Source organism: Clostridium sp. KNHs214 (assembly GCF_000744935.1).
In the GTDB taxonomy this organism is placed as follows: domain Bacteria; phylum Bacillota; class Clostridia; order Clostridiales; family Clostridiaceae; genus Haloimpatiens.
In genome coordinates this window covers 993,587-1,009,081 of the sequence record NZ_JQMW01000011.1, presented here as the reverse complement: position 1 = coordinate 1,009,081, position 15,495 = coordinate 993,587, and the positions used below count along the sequence as shown (strand labels likewise).

At 31.9% G+C, this 15,495-nt stretch carries 15 protein-coding genes and 1 riboswitch; of the genes, 11 read left to right on the top strand and 4 right to left on the bottom strand.

The window, feature by feature from the left end; all coding sequences use genetic code 11:
• Positions 1 to 63: 63 nt before the first annotated feature.
• The 6 genes from CC89_RS13295 (at position 64) to CC89_RS13270 (ending at position 6,759) form a co-directional block, all read left to right on the top strand.
• Positions 64 to 714, top strand: a complete 651-nt coding sequence (locus CC89_RS13295; RefSeq protein ID WP_035292860.1) for a response regulator transcription factor — start codon at positions 64 to 66, stop codon at positions 712 to 714.
• Between the two features lie 442 nt (positions 715 to 1,156).
• The gene (locus tag CC89_RS13290) at positions 1,157 to 2,095 is read left to right on the top strand and encodes an ABC transporter ATP-binding protein (RefSeq protein ID WP_035292859.1); all 939 of its coding nucleotides are present in this window, start codon (positions 1,157 to 1,159) and stop codon (positions 2,093 to 2,095) included.
• 11 nt (positions 2,096 to 2,106) lie between these two features.
• On the top strand, positions 2,107 to 3,270 hold the full coding sequence (locus tag CC89_RS13285) for an ABC transporter permease (protein WP_035292858.1): 1,164 nt from the start codon (positions 2,107 to 2,109) through the stop codon (positions 3,268 to 3,270).
• 1 nt (position 3,271) lies between these two features.
• Complete coding sequence (locus tag CC89_RS13280) at positions 3,272 to 4,375, top strand: ABC transporter permease (RefSeq protein ID WP_035292857.1); 1,104 nt, start codon at positions 3,272 to 3,274, stop codon at positions 4,373 to 4,375.
• Between the two features lie 259 nt (positions 4,376 to 4,634).
• Entirely contained in the window at positions 4,635 to 5,939 is a 1,305-nt protein-coding gene (locus CC89_RS13275; protein WP_035292856.1) for a putative DNA modification/repair radical SAM protein, read from the top strand.
• Between the two features lie 64 nt (positions 5,940 to 6,003).
• A complete protein-coding gene (locus tag CC89_RS13270; RefSeq protein WP_035292855.1) occupies positions 6,004 to 6,759 on the top strand; it encodes a TIGR03915 family putative DNA repair protein in 756 nt (251 codons plus the stop codon).
• A gap of 306 nt (positions 6,760 to 7,065) precedes the next feature.
• Here CC89_RS13270 and CC89_RS13265 read toward each other — a convergent pair whose 3' ends face one another.
• The gene (locus tag CC89_RS13265; RefSeq protein WP_035292854.1) at positions 7,066 to 7,983 is read right to left on the bottom strand and encodes a DMT family transporter; all 918 of its coding nucleotides are present in this window, start codon (positions 7,981 to 7,983) and stop codon (positions 7,066 to 7,068) included.
• A 497-nt stretch (positions 7,984 to 8,480) separates the two neighbouring features.
• On the opposite strand from CC89_RS13265, the gene CC89_RS13260 reads away from it, so the two are divergent.
• On the top strand, positions 8,481 to 9,194 hold the full coding sequence (locus CC89_RS13260) for an adenosylcobinamide amidohydrolase (protein ID WP_035292853.1): 714 nt from the start codon (positions 8,481 to 8,483) through the stop codon (positions 9,192 to 9,194).
• Between the two features lie 64 nt (positions 9,195 to 9,258).
• Here CC89_RS13260 and CC89_RS13255 read toward each other — a convergent pair whose 3' ends face one another.
• The 3 genes from CC89_RS13255 to CC89_RS13245 are packed head-to-tail and all read right to left on the bottom strand — an operon-like array spanning position 9,259 to position 10,334.
• A complete protein-coding gene (locus CC89_RS13255; protein WP_035292852.1) occupies positions 9,259 to 9,831 on the bottom strand; it encodes a manganese catalase family protein in 573 nt (190 codons plus the stop codon).
• A 12-nt stretch (positions 9,832 to 9,843) separates the two neighbouring features.
• On the bottom strand, positions 9,844 to 10,119 hold the full coding sequence (locus CC89_RS13250) for a spore coat protein CotJB (protein ID WP_035292851.1): 276 nt from the start codon (positions 10,117 to 10,119) through the stop codon (positions 9,844 to 9,846).
• A gap of 11 nt (positions 10,120 to 10,130) precedes the next feature.
• Entirely contained in the window at positions 10,131 to 10,334 is a 204-nt protein-coding gene (locus CC89_RS13245; RefSeq protein ID WP_035292850.1) for a spore coat associated protein CotJA, read from the bottom strand.
• Between the two features lie 294 nt (positions 10,335 to 10,628).
• A riboswitch (FMN riboswitch) is annotated at positions 10,629 to 10,742 on the top strand.
• Positions 10,743 to 11,081: 339 nt separating this feature from the next.
• On the opposite strand from CC89_RS13245, the gene ribD reads away from it, so the two are divergent.
• From ribD to ribH, 4 genes are all read left to right on the top strand, one after another.
• The gene (gene ribD / locus CC89_RS13240) at positions 11,082 to 12,188 is read left to right on the top strand and encodes a bifunctional diaminohydroxyphosphoribosylaminopyrimidine deaminase/5-amino-6-(5-phosphoribosylamino)uracil reductase RibD (RefSeq protein ID WP_051931776.1); all 1,107 of its coding nucleotides are present in this window, start codon (positions 11,082 to 11,084) and stop codon (positions 12,186 to 12,188) included.
• A 138-nt stretch (positions 12,189 to 12,326) separates the two neighbouring features.
• Positions 12,327 to 12,977, top strand: coding sequence for a riboflavin synthase (ribE, locus tag CC89_RS13235; protein ID WP_035292849.1), 651 nt, complete (start codon positions 12,327 to 12,329; stop codon positions 12,975 to 12,977).
• A gap of 87 nt (positions 12,978 to 13,064) precedes the next feature.
• Positions 13,065 to 14,264, top strand: coding sequence for a bifunctional 3,4-dihydroxy-2-butanone-4-phosphate synthase/GTP cyclohydrolase II (locus tag CC89_RS13230; RefSeq protein WP_035292848.1), 1,200 nt, complete (start codon positions 13,065 to 13,067; stop codon positions 14,262 to 14,264).
• Between the two features lie 336 nt (positions 14,265 to 14,600).
• Entirely contained in the window at positions 14,601 to 15,092 is a 492-nt protein-coding gene (gene ribH / locus CC89_RS13225; RefSeq protein WP_035292846.1) for a 6,7-dimethyl-8-ribityllumazine synthase, read from the top strand.
• Positions 15,093 to 15,495: the final 403 nt, after the last annotated feature.

The following is a 15,495-nucleotide window of genomic DNA, read 5'->3' as shown; positions in this document are numbered from 1 at the left end:
TTTAGATAATAGTAAAGATTAAGGGTGAAACTTAGAAATTTGTCTATAAGTAGGAGGAGTAGTATGGAAAAAATAAGAATCGCTATAGTAGATGATGAAAAGTTAATAAGAGAGGGTTTAAAGATAATACTCTCTACTTATGAAGATATAGAAGTAGTTGGTCTTTGTGAAAATGGACAAGATGCCTTAGAACTTTGTAGAAGAGAAAAAATACAAGTGGTACTTATGGACATAAGAATGCCTAAATGTGACGGGGTTTTAGGAACTAGAATAATAAAAGAAGAATTTCAGGATATAAAGGTTTTGGTTTTAACTACTTTTAATGATACAGAATATATACATGAGGCGTTGAAGTTTGGGGCTAGTGGCTATCTTTTAAAAGATAGTTCATACGATTTAATATATGGAGGAATAAAAGCCTGTATAAATGGAAATGTGGTGGTGCATCCAGATGTGGCTAATAAAATAATATGTAGTGGAGTAGAGGAAATTTGTAGCTCTAGGGAGGTAGCACAGGATTTCAGCCTTTCAGAAAAGGAAATTAATATAATAAAGGAAATAGCTAGTGGCCTTTCTAATAAGGAAATAGGTGAAAAATTATATTTATCAGAAGGTACCATAAAAAATAATATAACAAATATACTTTCAAAATTAAGTTTAAGGGATAGAACTCAGATAGCTATTTTTGCATTTAAAAATGGAATAGTAAAATAGAAACAAGGTGACTTGAGAAATGACTTAAGTCACCTTATTTAGTTACTTAGGATAATGGTAAAATTTATTATAATTATCTATTATATAATTAAACTACAAAAAGGTACAATGGAATAGAATTATGAAATTTCTCCTCCATGACTTGCATAAGAGCTTGGAACAATAAATTTAAATAGTTCCGTCGCTTCTTATGCAACTCATTCCAGAGAAATTTCATAATTCAAGCAATGTAATACTTATTGTGGGATAATCATTATATAATTAAATCACAAAAAGGTACAATGCCATGGAATTATAATATGGAAATTTACAATATAAAAGTTCATAATAAACAGTTAAAAACTACAAATGTGTGGATAATTAATGCTCAATGTACCAATGATCAGTGAGCAATTAAGGATATAAATGAAATTTATTAGAACTAATAAAATGGAGGGTTAAAATGAGCATACTGGAAGTGAAAAATGTAACTAAGCGTTTTGATGATAAGATAGTTTTAGATAATATAAATTTTAGGGTTGAGGAAGGAGAATTTTTCGGACTTCTAGGTCCTAATGGAGCAGGAAAATCTACTCTTATAAATATAATAACTGGGCTTTTGAAAAGCAGTTCTGGTGATATAAATATAGGTGGACATTCTATAAGGGATGATGAAATAAAGGCAAAGGAGTTTATAGGATTGGTTCCGCAGGAAGTTGCACTAATGGAAACTGTAACAGCATATGATAATTTAGAGTTCTTTGGAAGTCTGTATGGACTTAGGGGAAGGTTATTAAAAGAGAGAATAGATGAAGCGTTAGAAATAACAGGTACAAAAGACCATAGAAAAGATAAAGTAAAGAAGTTTTCAGGGGGAATGAAAAGAAGATTAAATATAGCTGCAGCTATTATGCATTACCCAAGACTTCTAATAATGGATGAGCCTACAGTAGGTATAGATGCTCAGTCTAGAAATCATATTTTTGAATTTACTAAGAAGATAAATAAGGAGAGGAAAACTACAATTATATACACATCACATTATATGGAGGAAGTAGATTATTTATGTAATAAGTTATTCATAATGGATTTAGGCAGAGAAGTGGCTTATGGAAGTAAAAGTTCCGTAAAGTCTATGGTTAGTGATAAAAATAAGGTTATTTTACGATTGGAAGAATATAAGGGAGAAATGTTAATCAAATTTAAAGATTTAAAAGGAGTTAGAGAGTGCAGCGAAGATGGAAAGGTAATTAAGCTTTTAGTAGAAGAAAGGGATTTTGATTTAAATGCATTGCTTAAAATAATAGAGAATCATGGAATAAAAATAAAGGGGATAAATTTCGAAGAGCCTACTCTTGAAGAGGTATTTTTAACACTTACAGGCAAGAAACTTAGGGATTAGGAGGTATAACTATGAAGTTAAGGGCATTTATAAAATCCACGCTGAAAGGGATTATAAGGGATTTACCTACATTTATATTTGTGTTTGCCGTGTTCCCTATAATTTTAAGTATATTATACGGATATTTTCAAAGAGAAATGTTTAATCCTCCCAATGAGATGAAAAAGATTCCTATAGTTATAGAAGACAAGGACAAATCAGTATTATCAGCTAGTTTAAAAAATTTTTTAACTACAGATGCTATGAAAAATATTATAGAAATTAGTCAAAAGGATTGGAAGTATAAGCTTGTAATACCTAAAGATTATGAGGAGTGTTTAAAAAACTCTAGAGAGTGTAAGATAAGTGTAATTCCTAAACAGGACAAGTCTAGGACTAAGGAAAAGATATTAGCTTCTATTATAAATAAATATCACGAGGAATTAGAGAGTCAAATTTTAATAAAGGAAAAAATAAGTAGGAATAATATATCGGAAAATGAAAAACAGAAGCTATTTAACCAAATAAACAGTGAAATTTATAATGTTTATAAGAAGAAGTCTATACAGAACAATATAGTCACCGAAAATAAAGGTCTAACTTCTTATGAGTACTATTCAATATCAATATTTAGTTTTATGTTCATTGTGCTTATTATATCTTTATCAGCATCATATTATGCGGAAAAGGAAGCTGGAATATTTAAGAGAATATTGTCTACAACTTTAAGCAAAACTCAATATTTTAACTATTCAATAATAAACTGTTTTATTACAGCGGTTATATTAAACTCCATATATGTATTTGGATATAGGTTTATGGGATTATCATTTAATAGATCTATCCCACTGCTTTTAGCAATAATTTTATTACAAAGCCTTTTGGCATCAGTATTGTCAGGGCTTATAATTGCATTTATTAAAGAAAAAAAGACTTTAAATATAATTTCAGGAGCATTTGTAATGTTGTCAGTAACCGTAGGGGGAGCTTTTTGGCCTATAGATAAGACTAGTAATGGTGTGATTAAGTTTTTAAGTAATTTTTCACCAAATGTACTTGTAATAAAAACTTACAAGAATTATTTATTATATAATTCTTTTCATTCTATAAAGTTTTATTCAATATTATTTGTTGTAATTGCAGCGATTGTTTATAGCATTAGTATATTTAAAGTTAGGGTTAAGTGGGGTGAGTGATTTGGCATTTTTAACATTGGTTTTTGTAAATTTTAAGAGGCTTATGAAGGATAAAATAGTTATGCTACTATCATTTTTAATGCCACTAGTAGTTATAACAGCTGTTTATTTCATAAGTAATAAAGAACCGGGGGGAACTGCTAGTATGGTAGATGTATCCTTTAATGTTTTGGATAAAGGTGAATATGGAAGTAAGATGTTAAAGGATTTAAATATAAGTAAATCTATATATTACAATTATAATCAAAGCAAGGTAATGGAGTTGGTAGAAAAAAATGATGTGGTTGCAGTATATGTAATACCAGAAGACTTTACTGATAAAATTAAAAATGGAGAAAAACCAAGTATAAAAGCTTATAAAAAACAAGAGGGGAATGGCACAGTGCCAGTTGAAAGATCAGTGGAGGATGAAATTAATAAAAAAGTGAAAGAGCATTTACTTATAAATAAAAACATAATACAAAATGGTAAGGACATAGAAAAATCTTCAGTAAGCGTTCAAATAAAGAATTCTTCCAAAGATATAGATGGGGCAATGATGATAACTCTTACTATGTTAATAAACTTTATAATGTATTCTGCTAACGGTGTAGGCACTGAGCTGTTAAATTTAAGAAGACAAAAGGTTTTATCTAGGTGCATAACTACAGCTAATAAGGGCTGGCGAATTGTGGGGAGTTTGTATTTGGCAATGTTTTTTCAAATTGTTACGGTATATTCCCTTGTATATTTGATAGAGAAGTTTATAATAGGTTATTCATTTGCATCAGCTCATATAGTCCTGGTTAGTATAATTTTGATTGCTGCTATTTCTATCAGCTTAGGTATATTTGTAACTAGGTTATTTCAAAATGAATCCGTGGTAACCCTTATAATAACACTTGTGTGTACTGCTACCACTTTTCTAAGTGTTTTAGGCCTTGGAATACAAGTGAAAAAAATGCATTGGGTACTAGAAAATATAGTTAGATTCACGCCTCAATACTGGATATTTAATAGTATTGATACTGGAAAGATATTTCCTAATGTTTTTGTGCTTATATTAATGGCGGTGGTTTTATTTACTGCAGGTAATGTTAAACTTAGAGATTTTGCTAGCAGATAGATATATGTTTAGAAAAAAGATAGATATGTGTTTAGAAAAATTGGTTGACAAAAAACTTGATTTGTAAGAAATTTATATTGGGAATAATATTACGAATTGAGGAAGTGTGTTAAATGTATGAACTGAAATCTCCACTTTTTAAAGGGAGATTTTTTTATTTGCCTATTTACATTAGAACGTATGTTTGATATTATATAGTTATAAGTTAAATGTGAAATTTTAACAAAGTATACAGTATTAATTGTGTGGGGTGTTTTACATGGATGTGTTTGAAAAGCTCAATATATTATCTGCTGCAGCCAAATATGATGTATCTTGTTCTTCTAGTGGCAGCAATAGAAGGAATAAAAAAGGTGGCATTGGAAATGCCAGTTACAGTGGCATATGTCATAGTTTTACACCGGATGGTAGATGTATTTCTCTTTTAAAAATACTTCTTACAAATTATTGCTCATACGACTGTGCATATTGTGTAAATAGGGCTTCAAACGATGTGCCAAGAGCAGCTTTTACTCCAGAAGAGGTAGTGGACTTAACAATTAATTTTTATAAAAGAAATTATATAGAGGGGCTATTTTTAAGTTCTGCGGTATATAAGAATGCCAACTACACTATGGAGCTTTTAATAAAGGTAGTAGAATCTCTTAGGAATGCCCATAATTTTAATGGATATATTCACTTAAAGGCTATACCTGGAGCAGATGAGGCTTTGATAAAAAGGGCAGGTATGTTTGCAGATAGAATGAGTGTAAATATTGAGCTGCCCTCCAGTAAAAGTTTAAAACTTTTGGCACCACAAAAAAATAAAGAGAAAATTTTAAAGCCTATGAGCCTTATAAAAAGTAATATTTCAATTATCAAACAGGAGAAAAAAATTTATAAAAGAACGCCTAATTTTGTTCCAGCAGGTCAAAGTAGTCAGCTTATAATTGGAGCCACACCAGAAAGTGACTTTCAAATAATGAAGTTATCAGAGGGATTATATAAAAATTTTGATTTGAAAAGAGTGTATTATTCTGCATATATACCTGTGGGAAATGGTAAGAAAATAACTAAGGTAGATACTCCTCCAACTTTGAGGGAGCATAGGTTATATCAGGCAGATTGGCTTTTAAGATTTTATGGATTCTCTGCAAAAGAGCTTTTGGATGATAAAAAGCCAAATTTTGATTTAGAAGTAGATCCTAAAACAGATTGGGCTTTAAGACACCTAGAATTATTTCCAATAGAAATTAATAAAGCACCAAGGGAGATGCTTTTAAGGATTCCAGGTATTGGAGTCAGGTCTGTAAATAGAATATTGTCTATAAGGCGGGTTCATTATATAAAAGTTGAGGATTTAAAGAAAATAGGTGTGGTTTTAAAAAGGGCAAAATATTTTATAACATGTGAAGGAAAATATTGTGGAACTTGTAGTTTTAAAGAGGAAAATATAAGGCAAAATATAATTATTCCTAAGAAAAATGAGAATAGCGGAAAGTATTATCAGCTTTCATTTTTTGATAGATTATTACCGGATAATAGTGTGATAAATGACTATAGCAAAATAACTGGTCAGCTATAGATTGGAAGATATAGAGGAAACTGTTTACCACTTACTTTTAAAAGGGTCGTATTGGAGGTGTTTTATGGTTTGTTATGTATATGACGGAAGTTTTATGGGATTACTTACGGCAATATATGAAGCTTATTATAGAAGAGAAAGGCTGGAAGAAATATTTGCTGAGGATGAGTTTAAGCCCAGTTTTTTCTATGAACCTGTGTATATAAATAGTGAAAAGGAAAAATATTTAAAAGTCTATAATGCCATAGAAAAAAAGATATCTAAAGATGCTCTACGCATTATATATTATGTTTTTTTATCAGAGGTAGAAGGTACATCTACATTGATTTACAGATATATAAAAATGGGCTTTAAAATAGGAAAAGATGTGGATTTACATTTGCATAATGAAGTGGTCATAAGCATGCATAGAATTTGTAAAAAGGTTATGGATGAGAAACATAGAATGCTAGGGTTTTTAAGATTTAGGCAGCTTGGAAATGGTGTATATTATGCGGCTACGGAACCAGATCATAATATACTTCAACTTATAACTCCTCATTTTGCCAAAAGACTTTCAGGAGAACAATTTATGATACAGGATAGAAAAAGGGAGATAGTCTCCTTATATAAAAATGAAAAATGGGTAATAGCTCCTTTGACTATAGAGCAGGGAGATAATATCTTAAAGTGTACAGGTGACAGTGTTTACGAAAATCTTTGGAAGGAATACTTTAAAAGTACTAATATTGAGAATAGAAAAAACCTAAGACTTCAAAAGAGAAGCATGCCTAAAAGGTACTGGAAATATATAATTGAGACAGAAGACAGTTTGCTATAAAGGAAGAGTTGCGTATAAGAAAAAGTCATGCATAAATAGGGAGGAAGCCCCTTTTAATGCATGACTTTTAATTATGACATCTTATGATTAAACCACAAAAAGGTACAATGCTATGGAATTATGAAATTTCTCCTCCATGCCTTGCATAAGAGCTCGGAACAATAAATTTAAACAGTTCCTTCACTTCTTATGCAAGTCATTTCAGAGAAGTTTCATAATTCAGGTAATGTAATGCTTATTGTGGGTTAATCATCTTATAGAATTTTTGCAAAAACTTCCGGTGTTTATTATTCCCTTGAATGTTTCTTACTTCTTGTTTATTAAATATATTCCTAAAGAAACCAATACAACAGCTAAAAGCACATTTGAGCCGGAGAAACTTTCTTTAAGTAACAAGTAGGATAAAAATACTCCAAATAGTGGGATTGAAAATTTATAAACAGAAACTTTTCCTACGCCATTATATTTTAATAATAAGGACCAAATGGAAAAGGCTGCGGCAGATATAAATGCCATGTATAAAAGCAGAACACTTCCAACGGGAGTAAAGGTTACGTTATGTGTTCCACCTGAAAGTCCCACTAAAATAAGGGCAATAGAGCCAGTAAATAGCTGATAACCGGAAACAGCAAAAGGTGGTATATCCTTTGCTAATTTTTTTGTGTAAATTCCCGCAAAGGCTCCAAATAAACTAGAGATTAAAACAAAGCCTTCACCAGAAAATTTAAACCCACCAGAAAAAGCACCACTTTGGGAATTTACAATAATTACTCCCAAGAAGCCTAAAATTACACCAAGTATTTTCTTCCAAGTCATTTTATCTTCTGTATAAAAAAAGTGTGCAATAACTACGCTAAAAAACGTATTTGAAGAAGATATTATGGAACCTTTTATCCCAGTGGTGTTAGAAAGTCCAAGATAAAAGAAAATATACTGAATAAAGGTTTGAATTATACCTAGAAGCAATAGTCTGTAAAAGTTTTTCTTGCTAACTTTTATAGAGTATTTAGATACAAAGCAAAATAAAAAAATCATAACTGATGCTAGAAAAAACCTATATCCTGCAAATAGAATTTTGCCATAAGTATCCTCTTTAGCTATGTGAAAAAGTTTATAGCCTATTTTTATGGAAGGAAATGCACTTCCCCATAAGAAGCAGGCTATTAAAGCAAGTCCCATTACTACAAATGTATTGGTTAATAAATTGTCCTTTGTTTTTCTCAAAAAAATCTCTCCTTTTTGTTAAATATACAGATACATTATAGCAGATATAAATAGTAATACCTATAGGGGTATAATTGTAAAAAAGGTTATTTATATTACTTGAGCTTACCTCTTACTTAAATAATAAATTCCCATTTAATGCGTAGCTTAATACAGTTAAACTTCAATTCGTAATTTGAAACTCAGCCCAAAATTTTTTAACGAAATAATACGGTTTTAGGGTGTTATTACAATCAATATTTATCCAAAAGCCTATGTAGATTTAATGTATAAATTGTATATTACGAATTGAAGCGGTTAAAGTATAAACTTTACGCCTATATTAATAGAGAGTTATAATATTAACTATATAAATAAACTTACTGTATAAATAGATTTTAGTAATACCAGTTAATAATTACAGAGGATTAATGTAGTATCTAAATTATAGATTCATATAAGTTAACAATAAATTTTATATGTGAAATATAAAATTGCACATAGATAGGGGGATAAAGATGGGTAGTAATGTAAACAAACGCATGGAAAATCTAACTTTAGAAGTAACCGATGATTATGTACATATAGAATTTCCATCATCAGTGGAAATACTCAGTTCAGCGGTTTTAAATGGTGGACATACTTATGCTGATGGAATACTTAATTTAAGGGTACCTAAAAATGAAAGTGATGAGGGGGGAGAGTTTTTACCACCAGAAGTAACTATAGAAAAATACATACAAGAGCATAATTGGAATGGTGAGCATGTAGGTATGATGACTGCGGCTAAAATGGAATCCTTTGCGGAATATTTTATAGAAAAAGATGATGTTAAGATTCAATGTTTTGTAACATTAGGACTTTCTAATGCTAGAAGAGCTGGAGACAAGGCTGATTGGCCATATTTTGATGAAACAGTATTAAAGCCAGGAACTATAAATATAATATTTGGAACCAATGCAAATTTAACAAAGGAAGCTATGGTAGAGTGCATTATGATGATAACAGAAGCAAAGGCAGCTGCTATGCAAGATTTAATTGTAATAAGTCCTATAAGTGATAAAATAGCCACTGGTACAGGCACTGATTCAGTGGTTGTATTTAATGGACAAGGTAGAGAAATAAGATATTGTGGTAAGCATGTTTTATTTGGAGAGATGCTAGCTACAGCAGTTTATAATGCCATTAATGCATCTGTAGATAAGTTGATGAAGATATATTTTGATGTTTAATAACCCCAAAAGGTTGCTGGCTATACCAACAACCTTTATTAACGTTACTACATATATTATAGACCTAAAAGAATTTTTTACTATCTATATAGTCATATACATCTACTAGTGCTTCACCAAATCTTTGATAGTGTACGATTTCTCTTGCCCATAGGAATTTAAGAACATCTTTTACATCTTGGTCATCTGTAAGGTCTATAAGATGCTCATATGTTGCACGAGCTTTTTGTTCTGCAGCCATGTCTTCATGTATATCTGTTACAGGATCACCTAGTGCTTGAATATAGGCAGCAGTCCAAGGTACTCCACTAGCATCTGATGGGAACAAAGCATTGTCATGTTGTGCATAATGTGCACCTAAGCCAGCTTCCCTTAATTCATCTGGAGTTGCATCTTTAGTTAATTGATATATCATAGCACAAATTATTTCTACGTGAGCTAGTTCTTCTGTACCTATATCTGTTAACAAACCTTTAGTCTTTCCTGTTGGCATGGTGTATCGCTGATTTAAATATCTTATAGCAGCGCTTAATTCTCCATCCGGTCCCCCATATTGGGTTACAAGAAATTTAGCCATTTTTAAATCTTTAGATTTTATTTTAACAGGATATTCTAATTTTTTTTCATATATCCACATACGACAACCCCCTTATTCCCCTATTTCCCATGGCCATGGTTCTTCTACCCATTTCCAAGAAGGAGTACTTTTGGCATAACCAAAGTTGGTTAATGGACCGTATTTTACTTCATAGGCTTCTTTCATATCCATCAACATATCTGTAGTCATATTATAGTCATTTAGAGCTCTTTGATTGTTAGGATGATTATCTAAATATAAATTTAATTCTACAGCTGCAAATTCTAATTCTTTAATTTTTTTCATCATTTTACTGCGGTCATTGTCGTCATAGCACATTTTAGCCATTATAACTCCTCCTATTCCTTAGATTTTATTGGGTAAGGTATATAAAGATTAGGGAATAAAGTTCCCTTTTTTAGGGCTTCATCCAATGGAAACAAAGAAATATAAGGTTGATCAGGTATAAAAGCTCTAGTTAGCCTTATTTTTTTCATATTAGCATAAGGATTAACCATTGGATTAGGCATATAGTCCATACATGGATTGAATGATTGATACATATTCCTCCACCTCAGTTATTATTTACAATATATACTATTCATATATAGGTATATGTGTTAACAGTTTATAATTCAACCCGTAAAATCTCGTTCATACCCTTGTAATCGAGGATGAAAGGGCTTTACGTTATGGAGGTTCAATGACCTTGTATAGTAGATATAATACCGTTGTAAGTAAAGTATATAGAGGTAGAAAAATAGTGTACAAAGGAAAAAACATGCATGTAAAAAGTTAACGTAAAATACATTGACATGAAAAAACAGCAGTGTTATACTTTATTTAAATTAATATGGTGAAACCTTCAGGGCGGGGCGAAATTCCCCACCGGCGGTAAAGTCCGCGAGTCTTTTGACTGACTTGGTGAAATTCCAAGACCGACAGTATAGTCTGGATGGGAGAAGGAAAGATATGCTTTATAGCTTTATATAGCATCTCTTTAATTGAATTTATTTAGCGTGATTATGGACCCTGGAGATATATTATCTTCAGGGTTTTTGTGTTAATGGTGAAATTTATTGTTTTGAGCTTTTATAAAGGCAGGGAGGATAAAATTCATAAATACTCCATAGTGTACCTTTTGTGGTTTAATAAACTGATTAAATTTCACATTTCAAATAAAGTTTAGTGTAGTTTTACTAAAACTTTAAGTTTTAAACGCTGTAATAGTTTACAAATCTTGAATACCACTTCTCCTAGTGGAAACATCCCTTTGATTTTACCAATAGTGTTTTAAAAGAGGTGATTTTTTGAAAATAGAATATATGAGAAGAGCCATTGAACTTTCAAAAAAGGGTGCTGGATATACAAATCCAAATCCTTTAGTGGGAGCAGTGATAGTGAAGGAAGGCAAAATTATAGGTGAGGGCTATCATGAATTTTATGGAGGACCACATGCTGAGGTAAATGCCTTTAAAAACTGTCAGGAAGACCCTAAAGGTGCAGATATGTACGTTACCTTGGAACCTTGTTCGCACTATGGAAAGACACCACCCTGTGCAAATGAAATTGTAAAAAGTGGTATAAAAAAAGTAATTATAGGTATGAAGGACCCTAATGAATTGGTATGTGGAAGGGGAATAGACATATTAAAAAAGGCTGGAATAGAAGTTGAAGTGGGGGTATTAGAGGAAAAAATAAGAAAGGTAAATGAGATATTTATAAAATATATAACTACTAGAATGCCCTTTTGCATAATGAAAACTGCCATGACTTTAGATGGAAAAATAGCCTGTAAAACAGGAGATTCCCAGTGGATTTCAAATGAAATATCTAGAGAGTATGTTCACGAATTAAGGCATAGAGTATCAGCTGTAATGGTGGGCATAGGCACTGTACTTGCGGATAATCCTTCTTTAACTACTAGATTAAATAATGGTAGTGGTAAGGATGCTATGAGAGTAGTAGTAGATAGCCATGGAAGAATACCATTAGATTCTAAAGTGATTAATGTAAGTTCTACTGCTAAAACTGTGGTGGCTGTGGGGCAAGAGGTAGAGGATAAAAAGTTAATGGCTTTAGCCCAAAAGGGGGTTCAAGTTATAAAAACTCCTGGAAAGGATGGAAAAGTAGATCTTAAATATTTAATGAATAAACTAGGGGAAATGGGAGTTGACAGTGTGCTTTTAGAAGGGGGAGGTACTTTAAACTACAGTGCTTTAAGGGAAGGGATTGTAGATAAGCTTATGTGTTTCATAGCTCCTAAAATAATAGGAGGGACAGATGCAAAAACTCCTGTAGAAGGTGATGGAGTAGAGTTTATGAAAGAGTGTATTGAGTTAGGAAAGATAGAGGTTAAAAATATTTCAGGAGATATTTTAATAGAGGCACTAGTTAATAATAAGCTAGGGAACTGATAGATGAATATGATGGTGAATAAATGAAAAATACCTAGCATAGATAGAGTAACTTTATCTAAAATAAATGAACTAATAACTATTACATAAAATATAGTGGCTTTCATGTAATTATGTTAGGGGAGGGGTGAATAGCTGTTGTTTACAGGAATAATAGAAGAAATTGGCCAGGTAGAGAACATAAAAAAGGGAGAGAAATCCGCTTCTATAAGGATTAAAAGCAAAAGGATTTTAGGAGATGTAAAGATAGGGGATAGTATAAGCACTAATGGAGTTTGTCTTACGGTAACAGAATTTAACAAGGAGAGTTTTTCTGTAGATGTAATGCCTGAAACCATTAGAAGAACTAATCTAAAGTATCTTAATAATGGTACAAAAGTAAATTTGGAAAGAGCTTTAAAAGTAGGGGATAGATTTGGAGGACATATGGTCAGTGGGCACATAGATGGTACTGGAGTTATAAAGGAATTTGTAAGTGAGGATAATGCTCTGTGGATAAGCATAGGAGCATCTAAAGAGATACTAAAGTATGTGATAACAAAAGGGTCCGTAGCCCTAGATGGTATAAGTTTAACTGTGGCTTATGTGGATGAGGATATATTTAAGGTTTCTATAATTCCACACACTAAAGAACAAACCACTCTTTCAAATAAAAAGGTTGGAGAGAAAATTAACATAGAATGTGATTTAGTGGGAAAATATATGGAAAAGTTCATGAATTTTAATAAGGTTGTGGATAAGAAGAGGGACATTAGTTTAGATTTTCTTAAAGAAAATGGATTTTATTAAAAGGTTACACTTTAAAATTAATAGTAAAAATAAATATCAACTAGTAACTATTAATTATTAACTATTAACTACGAAGGGGTGTTATAAATGTTTAAATTCAATACTATTGAGGAAGCTATAGAAGACATAAAAGAAGGAAAAATGGTGGTAGTAGTAGATGACGAGAATAGGGAAAATGAAGGGGATCTACTTATGGCTGCAGACAAGGTCACAGGAGAAAGTATAAACTTTATGGCCAAATACGGCAGAGGGCTTATATGTGTGCCTATGTTAAGGGAGAGACTTAAAGAGCTTAAGATAACTCCAATGGTTCAGAATAACACAGACCCTAAAGAGACAGCTTTTACTGTGTCTGTGGATTTTAAGAGAGCATCTACAGGAATTTCTGCCTATGAAAGAGCGGAAACTATAAAAAAGTTAGTAGATATAGGTGCAACACCAGAGGATTTTAATAAACCAGGGCATATATTTCCTTTGGCCTATAAAGAAGGGGGCGTATTAAAAAGAGCAGGACACACAGAGGCGGCAGTGGATATGGCAAAGTTAGCTGGGTTTTCTTCTGCAGGAGTTATATGTGAAATAATGAATGAAGATGGAACCATGGCTAGAGTTCCTCAGCTTATGGAATATGTAAAGAAGCATAATTTAAAGATAATAACCATAGCTGATTTAATAGCCTATAGGAGAAAACATGAGTGCCTAGTGGAAAAGGTAGCTGAAGGGGACATGCCTACTAAATATGGAGACTTTAAAATAATAGGTTATGTAAATAAATTAAATGGGGAACATCATGTGGCCTTAGTTAAAGGTGATATTAAAGGTGACGAACCGATACTTGTAAGGGTTCACTCTGAATGTCTTACAGGAGATGCCTTTGGCTCCTTAAGATGTGATTGTGGAGAGCAACTGGCAGCTTCCATGATAAACATAGAAAGAGAAGGGAAGGGAGTGCTTCTATATATGCGTCAAGAGGGAAGAGGCATAGGACTTATAAATAAAATAAAAGCTTACCAGCTTCAAGATCAGGGAATGGACACTGTAGAGGCAAATCTAGCATTGGGTTTTCCAGAGGATTTAAGAGATTATGGCATAGGAGCTCAGATACTTTCACATTTAGGAATAAAGAAAGTAAGACTTATGACTAACAATCCTAAAAAAATATCAGGTATAAAAGGATATGGAATAGAAATTGTTGAGAGAGTATCTATTGACATGGGGCACAATGAAATGAATGAGTTTTATTTAAAGACTAAAAAAGAAAAGATGGGACATTATCTGGACTTTTAGATTTTGGTACAAAAGGTATAGTAAGGCACATTCAAACAAATAATAAGTCAGTATGCTAGTCTATTTTGCGTCATACTGCGTCAGCAGAACCCACCGATAGTCCTACTAGCGGCGGAACCTGCTTCCTTGTCTGACACAAAATATACTAGCATCTTTGACTTGTTATTTCTTTTCATGTACCTAAAATGAAATTTCTATATTTATTGATATTTATAATTTAACTAAGAAGCCTTACTTTAGTGTCATTAGCGTCAGTAAGTGATGAGAAAGGCTACATTATCAATTAAGGAAAAGGGTGGATAGTGTAGAAAAATTAAATAATTGGAGGAAATAATAATGAAGGTATATGAAGGAAAATTAATAGCAGAAGGTTTGAAATTCGGTATAGTTGTTGGAAGATTTAACGAGTTTATAGGAAGCAAACTTTTAGCAGGGGCAGTAGATGCTTTAAAAAGACATGGAGCACAGGAGGAAGATGTAGAAGTGGCTTGGGTTCCAGGAGCATTTGAAATACCTCTAATAGCAAAGAAAATGGCTAAATCAAATAAATATAATGCAGTTATATGTCTTGGGGCTGTTATTAGAGGAACCACATCTCATTATGACTATGTTTGCAGTGAGGTTTCCAAGGGTATAGCTAATGTTTCTTTAGATACAGAAGTACCTGTAATATTTGGTGTTTTAACTACTGAAAGTATTGAGCAGGCTATAGAAAGAGCGGGAACTAAAGCAGGGAATAAAGGCTATGATGCTGGGGTAACAGCTATTGAAATGGCTAATTTATTAAATGATTATCCCACAATAAGGTACAATGTAGTGGAATTATGAAATTTCTCCTCCATGACTTGCATAAGAGCTCGGAACAATAAATTTAATTTAAGAAATTCTAATCTTTTAGCCATATAAAATTATCTAACGCTCACATTCAGCGTCCTGCCTCAGGTTCGCTAGCCTGGCGTCCTTGCCAGGCTTACGATAATTTTATCTGTCTAAAAGAAGAATTTCTAAAATTAAATTTAAACAGTTCCTTTGCTTCTTATGCAAGTCATTCCAGAGAAATTTCATAATTCAGGTAATATAATGCTTTTTGTGGGATAATCATTAAATGAATATATATAATAAATAGAAAATAATAACTTTAATTATTTAATATGGTAAAATATTGTGTTATAATATAATTATATTAAGTATTTAGGGGGTAAAATATGAGAAGTAAAGCTAAATGTGTATT

Bases quoted from the DNA above. Each gene is read 5' to 3' on its own strand.
- CC89_RS13295 (WP_035292860.1), top strand. From the start codon at position 64: ATGGAAAAAATAAGAATCGCTATAGTAGATGATGAAAAGTTAATAAGA.
- CC89_RS13290 (WP_035292859.1), top strand. From the start codon at position 1,157: ATGAGCATACTGGAAGTGAAAAATGTAACTAAGCGTTTTGATGATAAG.
- CC89_RS13285 (WP_035292858.1), top strand. From the start codon at position 2,107: ATGAAGTTAAGGGCATTTATAAAATCCACGCTGAAAGGGATTATAAGG.
- CC89_RS13275 (WP_035292856.1), top strand. From the start codon at position 4,635: ATGGATGTGTTTGAAAAGCTCAATATATTATCTGCTGCAGCCAAATAT.
- CC89_RS13270 (WP_035292855.1), top strand. From the start codon at position 6,004: ATGGTTTGTTATGTATATGACGGAAGTTTTATGGGATTACTTACGGCA.
- CC89_RS13260 (WP_035292853.1), top strand. From the start codon at position 8,481: ATGGGTAGTAATGTAAACAAACGCATGGAAAATCTAACTTTAGAAGTA.
- CC89_RS13255 (WP_035292852.1), bottom strand. From the start codon at position 9,831: ATGTGGATATATGAAAAAAAATTAGAATATCCTGTTAAAATAAAATCT.
- CC89_RS13250 (WP_035292851.1), bottom strand. From the start codon at position 10,119: ATGGCTAAAATGTGCTATGACGACAATGACCGCAGTAAAATGATGAAA.
- CC89_RS13245 (WP_035292850.1), bottom strand. From the start codon at position 10,334: ATGTATCAATCATTCAATCCATGTATGGACTATATGCCTAATCCAATG.
- CC89_RS13230 (WP_035292848.1), top strand. From the start codon at position 13,065: ATGTTTAAATTCAATACTATTGAGGAAGCTATAGAAGACATAAAAGAA.
- ribH (WP_035292846.1), top strand. From the start codon at position 14,601: ATGAAGGTATATGAAGGAAAATTAATAGCAGAAGGTTTGAAATTCGGT.